The sequence below is a fragment of the Paenibacillus contaminans genome, assembly GCF_003285015.1.
GTDB classification, from domain to species: domain Bacteria; phylum Bacillota; class Bacilli; order Paenibacillales; family NBRC-103111; genus Paenibacillus_V; species Paenibacillus_V contaminans.
In genome coordinates this window covers 1-12904 of sequence record NZ_QMFB01000063.1, presented here as the reverse complement: position 1 = coordinate 12904, position 12904 = coordinate 1, and the positions used below count along the sequence as shown (strand labels likewise).

Annotated in this window: 14 protein-coding genes; 10 read left to right on the top strand and 4 right to left on the bottom strand. The window is 49.5% G+C overall.

Annotation, left to right across the window (positions count from 1 at the left end):
• From DQG23_RS41370 to DQG23_RS41340, 7 genes are all read left to right on the top strand, one after another.
• Positions 1-671, top strand: a 671-nt coding sequence (locus DQG23_RS41370; RefSeq protein WP_113036913.1) for a M20/M25/M40 family metallo-hydrolase, incomplete at its 5' end; no start/stop codon positions are given.
• Positions 672-1381: 710 nt separating this feature from the next.
• A complete protein-coding gene (locus DQG23_RS41365; RefSeq protein ID WP_113036912.1) occupies positions 1382-1915 on the top strand; it encodes a P-loop nucleotide/nucleoside kinase family protein in 534 nt (177 codons plus the stop codon).
• A gap of 84 nt (positions 1916-1999) precedes the next feature.
• A complete protein-coding gene (locus DQG23_RS41360) occupies positions 2000-2476 on the top strand; it encodes an SRPBCC family protein (RefSeq protein WP_113036911.1) in 477 nt (158 codons plus the stop codon).
• A 41-nt stretch (positions 2477-2517) separates the two neighbouring features.
• Positions 2518-3117: a phosphoribosylglycinamide formyltransferase gene (purN, locus tag DQG23_RS41355; protein WP_113036910.1), complete on the top strand. Its 600-nt coding sequence runs from the start codon at positions 2518-2520 to the stop codon at positions 3115-3117.
• 30 nt (positions 3118-3147) lie between these two features.
• Positions 3148-4164, top strand: a complete 1017-nt coding sequence (locus DQG23_RS41350; RefSeq protein ID WP_113036909.1) for a phosphotransferase — start codon at positions 3148-3150, stop codon at positions 4162-4164.
• Between the two features lie 20 nt (positions 4165-4184).
• Positions 4185-5066 carry a phosphotransferase family protein gene (locus DQG23_RS41345; protein WP_113036908.1) on the top strand — a complete coding sequence of 294 codons (882 nt, stop codon included), beginning with the start codon at positions 4185-4187 and terminating at the stop codon, positions 5064-5066.
• 34 nt (positions 5067-5100) lie between these two features.
• On the top strand, positions 5101-5886 hold the full coding sequence (locus DQG23_RS41340) for an SDR family oxidoreductase (RefSeq protein WP_238178270.1): 786 nt from the start codon (positions 5101-5103) through the stop codon (positions 5884-5886).
• 280 nt (positions 5887-6166) lie between these two features.
• Here the strand turns inward: DQG23_RS41340 and DQG23_RS41335 are convergent, their stop codons facing one another.
• From DQG23_RS41335 to DQG23_RS41320, 4 genes are all read right to left on the bottom strand, one after another.
• Positions 6167-7099 carry a DMT family transporter gene (locus DQG23_RS41335; RefSeq protein ID WP_113036906.1) on the bottom strand — a complete coding sequence of 311 codons (933 nt, stop codon included), beginning with the start codon at positions 7097-7099 and terminating at the stop codon, positions 6167-6169.
• On the bottom strand, positions 7092-7925 hold the full coding sequence (locus tag DQG23_RS41330; protein WP_113036905.1) for an ABC transporter permease: 834 nt from the start codon (positions 7923-7925) through the stop codon (positions 7092-7094). Before DQG23_RS41330 ends, DQG23_RS41335 begins: the two co-directional genes overlap by 8 nt.
• Positions 7891-8661, bottom strand: coding sequence for an ABC transporter ATP-binding protein (locus DQG23_RS41325; RefSeq protein ID WP_113036904.1), 771 nt, complete (start codon positions 8659-8661; stop codon positions 7891-7893). The genes DQG23_RS41330 and DQG23_RS41325 overlap by 35 nt, the downstream gene beginning before the upstream one ends.
• Positions 8662-8768: 107 nt before the next feature.
• Complete coding sequence (locus DQG23_RS41320) at positions 8769-9683, bottom strand: LysR family transcriptional regulator (protein ID WP_158560968.1); 915 nt, start codon at positions 9681-9683, stop codon at positions 8769-8771.
• 222 nt (positions 9684-9905) lie between these two features.
• Between DQG23_RS41320 and DQG23_RS41315 the strand changes: the two genes are divergently transcribed.
• From DQG23_RS41315 to DQG23_RS41305, 3 genes are read left to right on the top strand one after another with little or no spacing between them, the layout of a single operon-like run.
• Positions 9906-10895 (top strand): ABC transporter substrate-binding protein, encoded by a 990-nt coding sequence (locus tag DQG23_RS41315; RefSeq protein ID WP_113036902.1) that lies wholly within the window; start codon positions 9906-9908, stop codon positions 10893-10895.
• Positions 10896-10925: 30 nt separating this feature from the next.
• On the top strand, positions 10926-11402 hold the full coding sequence (locus tag DQG23_RS41310) for a DinB family protein (protein ID WP_113036901.1): 477 nt from the start codon (positions 10926-10928) through the stop codon (positions 11400-11402).
• Positions 11403-11428: 26 nt separating this feature from the next.
• Positions 11429-12613, top strand: coding sequence for an amidohydrolase (locus tag DQG23_RS41305; protein WP_113036900.1), 1185 nt, complete (start codon positions 11429-11431; stop codon positions 12611-12613).
• Positions 12614-12904: the final 291 nt, after the last annotated feature.

Sequence of the window (12904 nt, the reverse complement as noted above, 5' to 3'; positions counted from 1 at the left end):
TCATGGAGGGGGCCACGACGGATTGTACGATAGCCCAGCTCGGATCGGCCACGTTCGAAATCGTGATTGAGCGGGAAGGAGAGCCCTGCCATCAATTGTACGCACCCCAGAATACGCCTCATCCGATCACCGTCGCCTCCGAAGTCGTCGCTTTATTGAACCGATGGAATCTGGAGCTTAAGAACGACTGGATCGAAGATATCGGGTACGCGTCGTATTTCTTGGGATCGGTGCATAGCGGCCAGTTTTATAACCAGCTGCCGAACCGGTCCGTACTTGTCGGCGTTCGGCGGTATGATCCGCTGCAAACTTACGAGGAAGTGGAAAGCGAGCTTCGGAGCGGATTAAACGAGCTTGCCGATGGGCTTGGCATCAGCATCCGTCTCGACATGAAGAAAGTAAGGGACGGCTACCGCCTCGATAAAAACAGTCCGGCTGTAGCAGCACTTCAGCGTGCGGTAAAACGCGTAAGGCAAATCGATTTCCCGCTCGTCGGCAAGCAGGTCGTCACGGATGCGGCGATTTTTGCCAACGCTCTGGGCGTTCCCGCTTTATGCCACGGACCGGATCAGCATACCGCGCATGGAGAAGTGGAATATGTGGAGATCAGCGAGCTTGAGTTAACAGTTAAAGTGTATTTACAGTTTATTAGGGAGTTTATGGGGGTTTAGTGTGTTTTTAAGTACCTCCGAGTCTAAAACGGCGGATTGAACAAGATGCTCTATACGGAATCATATACGCCCGTACCTTGAATTTGATGCGGTCAACGTACTAATGAGGAAAATCTCATTGTTAATGAGGCAAACCTCATTATTCAACGGGTAAAAGGTTCCTTTTCGACCGCTAATGAGGCAAACGCCATTATCAATTTTCCTAACTATTCATTTCGTTTGCCTCATTAGACCTCCAGAATAGTGGTTTAAGGCGAGAAACAGTGAAGTTGTCCTCACTATTCGTTTCCTTTTCCTCATTATCTCTCTGTAAAGGGCATCGGCGGTAAGGAGCACGTGACTGTTGCTGCGATTGAACGGTACGCCCTCCGTTAGTCAAACATGCATGAATCGATTATGAAAATATATTTATGAATTGGTGAGTTGTCGGCGTATTAGAGTGTGCTAAACAGTACTGACGGATTAAGACGTGTACATGATTAACATGGGCACGTCTTTTTTCGATGTCTAAGGAACTGATTCCAAGGGATAAACAGTGCTCCCCCTAACTGTACACATCACTAAGCGGCTAAGGATTGCGTCGCTTTTTTTGGAGAGGAGACTTGATCATATTCCATATGCCTAATGCCGTATACCCAAACTTTCCCTTTCCCTCGCTTGTTTCAGACTATAAGATGAGGTTATGCGGAAACTTGAGGAGGTAACGAATTATGGAACATAAATTGCCTTTGTTCATTGTCACGGGAGCGAGCGGTGTAGGAAAAACGACTGTGATGCACGAACTGCGGGCGCTGCTTCCGGACTTTGACGTGCTCAGCACGGATGACGATAATTTTGGGACAACTGCCGCTAAGCTGGAATATCAAGACCGCTTCAACCTATTGTTTCATTTTGCCAGTGCCGTTGCGAAATCCGGGAGAGGAACGATAATTTGCGGTACGCTCATGCCGTGGGACGCCAAGAAGTGCGATACCTACAACAGCTTCAGCGAGCTCTGCTTCATTAACTTGCACTGCGACGACATGACTCGTAGTACCCGTCTTCGCAATCGGGCGGATAAAGCGATGTGGACGGATGAAATGCTCAAATCGCATGAGGAATTCGCCCGGTGGCTGCTTAACAATGCCGAAACGGAGTACAACCCGCCGATGCCCACAATCGATACGACTTCCACAGCGCCATTCGAAGTTGCGGAGCAAATAAAAGCTTTCGTCGTGCAGAAGTGGAAGGAACGGAATGCGTGACTGCTAGCGATTGACAACAACGAGGGGAACAAGAACAACAAGAACAGGCTGCCGGCATCGCCGGGGCCCCAGAAGGGTGATCGTATGGCAAAAGCTGTGGTGGAGACGTTCGTTAACGCGCCTATAGAGATTTGTTTCGACTTGGCAAGGGATATCGATGTGCATACGCAAACGGTTTGGGCGCATACGAAGGAACGGGCGGTCGCCGGCAGAACGAAAGGATTGATCGAACTGGGCGAAACGGTCACATTTGAGGCGACGCATTTTGGTATCAGACAGCGGTTGACGTCCAAAATCGTGGAGTTCGAATACCCGGTTCTCTTCACGGATCAGATGCAAAAAGGAGCGTTCGCTCATCTGAAGCACACGCATCTTTTCGAAAAATCCGGCGCGAACGGAACGCTGATGCGGGATATTTTGGAGTTCGGCTCTCCGCTGGGGATAATCGGCCGCATTTTTGATTATTTCGTGCTGGAGAATTACATGAGGCGTTTTATCGAAGCCAGAAACGAGAAGCTGAAAGAGCTGGCGGAAAAAAATCGCAACATGCAATTAAGCTAAGTGTATCTCTCGTAAAAAGAACGATGGAAAGAGGCGCGACGATGGAATGGCTCAAAATCGGTTTTTTGGCATCGCACGGCGGGAGCAACATGCAGGCCATAGTGGACGCTTGCCGCAACGGAAAATTGTACGGGGAAGCAAAGGCCGTTATTAGCAATAACTCCGGTTCAGGGGCTATTGAACGTGCTAGAAAGCATGGTATTCCGCACTATCATTTAAGTTCGGCTACGCACAGCGATCCGGAGTCTCTTGACCGTGCTATCTATCATGCTCTGACCGATAACGGCGTCACGCTGATCGTGCTGGCGGGATATATGAAAAAGCTCGGTCCGCTGACGCTTCGGCATTATAAGGGGCGCATTCTGAATATTCACCCTTCCTTGCTCCCGAAGTACGGCGGTCACGGGATGTTCGGAAGCAAGGTTCACGAAGCTGTTTTGGCCAATCGCGAAACGGTTACGGGGGCTACGATTCATCTGGCGGACGAGGAATACGATACCGGAGCGATCGTGAATCAACGGGAAGTAGCCGTTCTTCCGGACGATACGGCGGAGACGCTGGCTGCCCGCGTTTTGCAATGCGAGCACGAATTGTTCGTGGAAACGCTTGTGAAAATCAGCGAGGGACAAATCGTTTTATGATGACGGGATGGAGTAGGGGGCTTCCAAAGGATGAGCGGCCTGCAGTACAATTTGCATTTTGAAAAGTTATGCCGTACTTTGCGGCTTGGCGAGCTAGCCGGCGAACCGGAGCCGATATCGGGCGGATTTTTACACAGGATGTATGCTGTCGAAACGACGCAAGGTAAATATGCGGTCAAAGCGCTAAACCCGCAAATTATGCTAAGACCGACGGCTATGCAAAACTATATCCATTCGGAGCAAATCGCGAATATCGCGGTTCATCATGTTCCGGCGCTTCCGGCTAAACGATTTAACGGTATTTTCATGCACGAAATAGACAAACAATATTACCTTGTGTTCGATTGGGTACTCGGCAAAAGTCTGAAGCCCGATGAAATCACGATAACCCATTGCAATAAATTGGGCGCCATCCTTGCTGATCTGCATATGACGGATTTTTCGGGGCTAGATGTAACGAACGATCCTTCCAATCATGAGCAGCCGGCGGACTGGAACGATTATTTGCTCAAAGGACAAGAACATCATGCAGCGTGGGTTAACCTTTTGCGTGAAAACATAAACAAACTTTACGAATGGAATACGAAGGCGATTATAGCCGCAGAGCAGCTAGCTTCGAATATGGTGATCAGCCATAGAGACATGGATCCCAAAAATGTGCTGTGGATTCAAGACAATCCCGTCCTTATCGACTGGGAGGCTGCGGGTTATACAAGCCCCATGCAGGAGTTGACGGAAACGGCTGTTTACTGGTCCGAGAGCGAAGCGGGAAACGTTGACAAGGGAAGATTTTTGGCGTTTATAGACGGTTACACAAAGCGATACGGGACGCTGGAGGCAGATTGGAGAACGGTTTTGGACAGCGGCTTTTTGGGGAAGTTGGGGTGGCTGGAGTACAATTTGAAACGGTCTTTACGGATAGAATGCACGGACGAAGAAGAACAGCGGTTAGGGACTGAGCAGGCCGTAGGGACGATTCATGCTATTAGACGCTATGCGGATATGAGCTCGGAATTGGAGAAATGGCTGATCAATAAAAGCATATAAAACGAAGGCCGGGTGATCGCTTGCGCAACATTGAAACCGTGATTAGCAACCTTAAGCTCGACGTTTCGGCCATCAAGGATGTTCCGGAATCCTACAGCTCGGAAGTGTATAAGCTGGAGCTTGCCGATGGGGAGATCGTTTACGCCAAAATTCCCTATAATCGAGATAAGCTTTATCGCGAATACAGAATTTTAGAGAAGCTGCAGCAAGTTTTGCCGGTTCCTAAGGTTCTTGAGTTATGGCCGGGAGACGAGTCTATTTCCGGCGCTTTGCTTTTATCGGCGATACAGGGGGAACCGTGCTCGGGGGAAATGGATGAAAAGCTGGCCTATGAAATCGGCGTTTGCCATGCGAAGCTTCACGAAGTCACCATGCCGGGTTACGGATATGAAGTTCAGGACGGCTTCCGGTTTTTGGAGCGGAATGACTGGAGATTGCATATTCGGAACAACTTTGAAAAATGGAAAAAGCCATGTCAAGAAATACTCGAGGCCGGTTTGTTTACGAGATGCGTCGATTATTTTGACGAAGCTTTTCATGCACTGCCGCAGCAGGACGGTCCGTGTATCGTTCATATGGATTTTCGTCCGGGAAACATACTCCTACATGATGGAAAAGTTGCCGGCATCATTGATTTTGAAAGCGCGCGGGGAGGATCCTCGGAGATCGATTTTACGAAGGTAAACCACTATATTTGGGAAGTATATCCGCATACGCGAAAACCTTACATTCAAGGTTATGAAAGTGTTAGGCCGATTATCGATTTGGATAAAGTATTGCCTTTTTACTCCTTCTATGATGCCTTCGGGGCAGTGGTTTGGTGCAAAAACAGAGGCCTCGATGAGCGTAGGGACTTCCTGCAGGAGAATATTGCCGTATTGGAAAAATCGGCCAATCGCTAGGAGTAACCGGAAATTAGTGAAAGCAGGTGCTAATTTGACCCGACGATTAGAAGGTCGTGTTGCGATCGTTACCGGGGCAAGCCGCGAACAAGGGATCGGAACCGCCGTTTGCAGAAAGCTGGCTGCCGAGGGCGCGGACATTTTCTTTACCTATTGGAGCCGTTACGATGAAACGGAAGGAAACGGAGCGGAATACGATTGGCCGGGCACCCTTTGCGAACAGTTAACGGAGCAGTACGGCGTCCGATCGGCTTGCATGGAAGCGGATTTGGCTGATCCCGTCATTCCGCTGCGAATACTCGAACAAGTAAATAAGCAGCTTGGAGCGCCGTCCATTCTTATCAATAATGCCTGCTATTGTGTGAATATCGGGTTTAGAGATTTAACAAGCGAGCTGCTGGATCGGCATTATTTTGTCAATATTCGGGGAAGCTCTATGCTCAGCACGGAGTTTGCCAAGAAATTTGAACGGACTCTCGCAGGACAGGTTCCGGGACGTATTATTTTTCTTGTCTCAAAAGGTCCCGATCCGAACAATCTGGCCTACACGGCGACGAAAGGAGCCCTTATCGCATTGACTGAGCCCTTGTCTGTCGCGCTGGCGCCGCTGGGAATTACGGTGAACGGCGTCGATCCCGGACCGACGGATACGGGGGGGATGAACAACGATGTCAAAAAGCATCTGAAGCCGCAATTTCCAATGGGGCGAATCGGGCTGCCTAAGGATGCGGCCAACTTGATCGCTTTCCTTTCCAGTGACGAAGCTCAGTGGATTACAGGCCAATCGATCAAATCCGAAGGCGGGTATATAGGCAGATAGAGCCGTGATCATGCCGATGCCCCGGCCTTGATGGAAAAACTACAGGTAATTTAGCCGAAATGCTGAAAAAATGGAATTTACATGGAAAAACTACAGTAAATTTTATTGTTTTCTCCAACAATGGCCGAATTGAATAATTTTACCTGCAGATTTTCCATCTATTTGGTTCAAAAGCCGTGATTACAGAAAAATAGATGTAGGTTTTCCTGTTACATTACCGAGTGTTGAGGGGCCTTAGGGATGGGGCCTCTCTCGGAAATATCCGCGGCAAACACCGCCGTCATTTCTTTACCAATACCTTCCTAACCCGTCTCCCCGCGATATTCACGATAATGACACCGGCCAAAATAAGGAGCCCGCCGACGATATGCGCGATTAACAACTGCTCGCCTAACACGACGATACCGGCAATCACCGTAATGAATGTGGCCAGATTCGTGAAAACGCTCATTTTGGAAGCTTCCATATGCGACAACGCGTAATTGGTCAACAAAGAAGTGATGAGGGAGCTTAATACGCCGAGATACAAAATGGAAACGATAAACAGGGGCTCCGAAAACGGCGCGAAAAAAGACGATAACGTTCCATCCGCAGCATGCCGTCCAATCGCTAAACCGTTGAATACGACAAAGCTGACCGTCATGATGAAAAATGTCATGTCTATTGCTTTATACCTCTGAGCCAGCTTCCGGCCATACACATTGTAGACGGCAAACGAAAGCGAAGACAACAGGATAAGCAGCGCCCCGTTCAGAATGGCTTCGTTTACATGAATACCTTTCAAAACAATCATGAGAACGACGCCCAGGACGGAAAGCACGATGCCGACTTTTTGCCAAAATGTTGACAGCTCCTTAATCCAATAAGACGCGAGCAGCATCGTCATTAAAGGAATGGTCGCTTGAATGATTCCCGCTTCGGACGACGGGATGTACAGCAAGCCGAAAGCCTGCAGAGCAAAATACAAGGTCGGATAAAAAGCGGCGAGCGGCAGCATCGCGAGCATGTCCTTTTTGGAAAAACGCAGCTTGGGCCGTCTGATTAAGACAAACACGACAGCGGCTGCAAAGGATACGGTAAATCGATGCGCCAGCAAATCGATCGGGTGTGCGGAAAGCAGGGCAAGCTTCACGAATATAAGAGAAAAGCCGATGATGATCGCATACAACAATGCGGCAGCATAGGCTTTTTTGACGTTATTATGACTATCCACGGTAACTATCCTGCCATTTCAGCAGCTTGGCTTCGAGAATTCGAACCAAGGAATCGGTCAGCTTGCCGACGATGGCAAAGATGAAGATGCCGACAAAAACGATTTCGGTCCGCATATAAGCCCGCGCATCCTGAATGAGGTAACCGATGCCCTGATCGGCTCCCATCAGCTCCGCTACGACCAAGCAAAGCCACGATGTGCTTAACGATAAACGAACGCCAAGTAAAATATTCGGCATAGCGCCGGGCATAATAACCTTCGTCACTTGATGCCAGCGGCTGAATTCCAATACGCGCGCCACATCGAACAGCTTGGCGTCGACATTGCGAACGCCCAAAAATGCATTGACGTACAGTGGGAAGAAAGCTCCCATCGAAATGAGCAGCACTTTGGAAAGCTCGCCGAATCCGAACCATAAAATAAATAATGGCGTAATGGCCAAAAGCGGCACGGTTCGCAGCATTTGAATCGAAGGGTCGAGCAGCTGCTCGGAACGCTTATACAACCCGACCAAGAGACCGATCAACAGCCCTGTCCCCCCGCCGATCAAAAAGCCGAGCATGGCCCGCATGACGCTGATGCCGAGATGAGGCGCGAGTTCGCCTGAGGCTATAATCTCGTAAAAGCTGCGAAAGATGGAAAGCGGCGAAGGAAACAGCTGGGGCGATATCCACTCGAGAGACGATGCCAGCTGCCAAACCACCAGCACGGCCGCCGGTATAAGCCCGCCGAAGATAAGCCGCTTCGCCTGTACTTTTTTGAACATGAAGGAACAATCCTTTCCGGTGATGTTAGATGGACCAAGTTTCGTTTTCTTGTTCCTCATGCCCCAGCGCACGGATCACTTTGCTGCGCAATTCCTGGAACGGCGCACTGATCCGGTTTCTCGGGTAAGGCAGGTCGATTGGTATAACGGCTTTAATGCGGCCCGGTTTGGCATCCATGACGACTACGCGGTTCGATAAGAATATGGCCTCATCGATATCATGCGTGACCAGCAGCATGGAAGTGCGGTTTTCGCGCCAAATATCGAGCAGCGATTCCTGCATATGATTGCGGGTAAACGCATCAAGAGCGCCGAACGGCTCGTCCAGCAGCAGCACCTTCGGCTTGCGAAGCAAGGCGCGCGCAATCGCAACACGCTGCGACATGCCTCCCGACAGCTGTTTCGGATAAGCTTTCTCAAATCCGGTCAGCCGAACCAGCTTGATCATCTCGTCTACTTGCGCTCTTACGTTTTTGTCTTTCAACGAGAGGTCGGCGGCAATGTTTTTTTCGACGGTCGCCCATGGAAATAAACGATGCTCTTGAAAAATAAATCCCTTTTCTTTGCTCGGTCCTGTAACAGCCTCGCCGTTCAGCAGCGTACGTCCTTCATACTGGATATCGAGTCCTGCAGCGATTTTTAGCAGTGTGCTTTTCCCGCAGCCGCTCGGTCCGATAATCGAGACAAACTCTTGCTCCTTCAGCGTAAAATTGATGTTGTCGAGCACATGCGTAGCCTTGTTTGCCGTGTAAAATGTTTTATTCAGCTGGTGAATTTCCAATGCCGCCGATGTCATGTTGAGGTCCTCCTGCAACAAATCTAAAACGCCTCTGAAGAATTTAGGATGAATACTAGCAGAAGAAGAAGTTTCTTGTCAATATGGCCCCGGATAAGATGATCGGGTTAATGCTTAAGATTGGGGTTTAAATATTCGCGCATTAAATACTTCAGGAATTCTCTCTGGGCAATCGAAAAATGCTTGTTGGCGGATCGCGCCCAGCCCAGCGGAATGGTGTTCGGCTCGTGATTGATCATGGGGACGATTACCATCTCGCCGCTTAGAATGAACGGATCGTTAAGCATGCTGTATTCGATAAACATGCCGATTGCGGCGCCTTCGGCAATCGTTCTTTTGAGCAGCTCGATATTGTTTGACTTAAAAAGGCAATTGACGGGACCATGCTTGCTTATAAAGTCCTCCAAATACCAATTCGAGAATACGCCGTCGATATTGACGAATGGGTAGGCGAGCAGCTCTTGCGGAGATACGCTCTTCCTGGAGGCGAGCGGAGACCCTCTTCCCACACATACCACAATTCTCGAATCCAGCATTTTGTGCACCGTCAAATCCTTCGGAGGCTCTTTCTTCTGATTGTGGAAGTAGATCAGGCCCAAATCGGCCCGGTCCTCCAACAGATCCTGGATGACTTCTTCCGAACTCTTGCTGGATATCGTCAGCCGGACATTGGGATAGTCCTGTTTGAAAGAAATAATCGATCTGGTCATTGCAGCCGTGAAGTTCGGACCGATGGAGAAACGCACCTCTCCTTCGACATGCTTGCTCTCGATTTGCGCCTCTTCTTTGATCTCTTCGATTTTGACAAGAATGTCATAGATTTTCTCGATTACGGCTCTCCCCCTGGGAGTAGCTTCCGTCCCTAGCCGGGAACGGATAAACAGCTTGAACCCCAGCTCTTGCTCAAGCTTGGAGATCGCCTTGCTGATAGCTGCCTGGCTGACATGCAGCTGCTCGGCGGCAATAGAGATTGAGCCTGTTCGCGCGATAGCGGAAACATATGCAAATTGCTCTATATTCACGTGAATACCTCCACTTAGGTTCAAATAGCGATTATATTCATGTAAGATTTCCGCATTTTGTCCAAATCTATTTTCCCACACCTTATAAAATTACTCAATGTTTATGTAAATCTTTCCATACATAACTTTTGGTTATGTTAATATAATTCATATATACTTTACTTGAATACTAGGAAATAATAAAATACAAATAAATTTTAGTTAGGATAAGGGGTTCTGAAGATGCGTAAAACATTTACCGGTTTTGGTCTGCTGACGCTTGTGCTTGTGTTTGCTTTGGCTCTGACTGCATGCGGCGGCGGCAAGAAATCGAGCGGCAATGAAAAAGTAACGGTCAATATTGCCATAAACGGCGGGCTGAACCTGTTGTCGATCGCCAAGCAAAAAGGCTGGTTCGAAGAGGAACTCGGCAAGCTGAACGCAGATGTAAAGTGGCACGAATTCCAAAGCAGCGTTCCGCTTCTGGAAGGAATCGTATCGAATCGCGTAGATTTCTCTTTTATCGGCGACGGCACGGTCGTAACGGGGAAAGCGGCAAACAGCCCGTTCACAGCTATTTCTACAATCGGCGTGCAAGGGAATCAGAACAGCGTCATTGTCAAAACGGACAGCGCGATTAAGTCGATCGCCGATCTGAAAGGCAAAACAGTCGCCGTTGCGAAAGGCTCGTCGGCTCACATATTCCTGATCAAGGCGCTGCAAAAAAACAACATGAAAGAGTCCGATCTGAAAATCGTCGAGCTTCAGCCGGACGAAGGCAACTCCGCATTCCAAACGAACAGAGTCGATGCATGGGCAACTTGGGATCCATACGTGACGACTGAAGTGAAAGCAAACCGCGCTCGGATCGTAGAAAGCGTGGAAACGATGAAAATCGTCGCTCCGGCGCTTATGATCGGACGGGATAAATTTATTTCGGAGAATCCGGATCTGACTGCGGCCTACTTGAAGGTTTATCAGAAGACGGTAGAGTGGGTCAACAACAATAAGGATGAAGCGGCGAAGATTCTGGCCGAAGAGAAGAAAATGGATTTGGAATTGGTGAAAACGCTCGTCAATTACACGAACTACATCAATACGCCGATTACGAGCGATGTGCAGGCGGCGATACAATCGACGGCGGATATTTTGCTTGAAACAGGAACGATCAAGAACAAATTGGATATAAGCAAGTCGTTCAATAATTCCTATATCGAAAAAGCACTGAAATAGCTCATTACAGCTTAGAGGAGGCATAACCCTATGAGTACGGATAGACAAAGCTCGATTCACTACTATGAGCAGACCGCCGTAAAAATTCGGCAAAGTGTGGAAGGGATTTCCGAGCAATTGATTACGTGGAAGCCCGGTCCGGATAAATGGAGCATTCAGGAGATCATCGGCCATCTGATGGATTCGAATATCGTCAACTCTTACCGCATTCGTAAAATCATTTCGGAGCCGGTGACGCCGATCGTTACATTTGCGCATGAAGAATGGGTGAACGAGCAGCAGTTTAACGAAACCCCGCTGGCTGAAATTTTGGATGCTTACGATGCGCTTACCCGTTACAATGCCTTGCTGCTTAAGAAGCTTACGGAAGAGCAATGGCAGAAATTCGGGATGAAGGTTGAGGAGCAAATCTCCATCGCCCATATTATTGACAAATTTATTTGCAATCATGTCGAAAAGCATTTGGGACAGATCGAACGCAACAAATCGCAATACGAAGCCGGCTAGATCTACAAAAGAACGGAGGGCCTTCAATGACTGCCGCACAACAACTGCTTGCCAAGGCGGAAGCCGTACAAGATCAAGTGATTCAATGGAGGCGCCGCTTGCATCAGCATCCCGAGCTGTCTTTTCATGAAAGTAACACCGCTCTTTATATAGAAGAAACACTTCGTTCGATCGGTCAAATGGAGGTTTCCCGTCCGACCTCGACGAGCGTAATGGCGAGATTGATTGGCAGCCGGCCGGGCAAAACGCTTGCGATCCGTGCCGATATCGATGCACTGCCGATTGAAGAGAATACGGGTCTGCCGTTTGCATCCGATAATCCGGGTGTGATGCACGCCTGCGGTCATGACGGGCATACGGCCATCGTACTCGGCGTAGCGAAGGTGATGGCGGAGAATAGCGATACGCTAGAGGGAGAAATCCGGTTTATTTTTCAGCATGCGGAAGAGCTTCCGCCGGGCGGAGCCGAGGAAATGATCGCCACCGGGGTTATGGATGGCGTTGATGCGGTAATCGGCGCGCATTTGCAATCGCCGGTCGAGGTAGGCAAAGTCGGCGTCGTTGCAGGCCCGATGCTTGCTTCGCCGGATACGTTCACGATTACGGTGCTCGGCAAGGGCGGACATGCGGCCGAGCCTCATAAGACCATCGATTCGATCGCCATCGGCGCGCAGTTGGTTACGAACTTGCAGCATTTGGCCTCCAGAGCGTTTAACCCGATGGATCCGCTGGTCGTATCGGTTACGAAATTTATCGGCGGGCATACGCATAATGTCATACCGGGGAGCGTCGAGCTGTGCGGCACGGTTCGCTGCATGGATCCGGCACTCCGTGAAGAGCTGCCGAAGCGGATGGAGAAAATCATCGAAGGCATAACGCAAGCGCATGGAGCAACCTATGAGTTCCGATACGATTACGGTTATCGTCCGCTGATCAATAACGAAGAGGTCACACGGGTTGTTGCGGAGTCGGTTCGCGAGCTGTACGGAGAAGATGCTTTGTACACAATCAAACCCAGCATGTCCGCCGACGACTTCTCCGCCTACCTGCATCTTGCGCCGGGCACCTACTTCAACATCGGCGCCGGAAACAAGGAGAAGGGCATCGTACATCCCCATCATCATCCGCAATTTACGATCGATGAAGGTTCGCTTCTGATCGGCATGAAGGTGTTCATTACAGCGGCTTTGAAGCTGCTGGAAGTTAAGTAAATTTTCTCGCACCGCTCGCATCTTTTTGCGAGCGGTGTTTCGCGTTGCTTGACGAAGGTCGCACGAGGAGGTTTGCCGGCCGCCGTGTGGCCGAGCACCGCGTGCCTGGGAGTCAGTCGCACGGGGGGCGTTAGGGGGGAAGTGCGAGCAGAAAACATAGATCATGCGCCGTCAAAGCGCTAGCGACTAAAGAAATACAAACACGCATCCAAAACCGCTATTATAGGAGGCCACTGAAAAAGTCCCGTTATCTAAAGAGGTACTGTAGCTCAATTCTATTGAGGGAGCAGT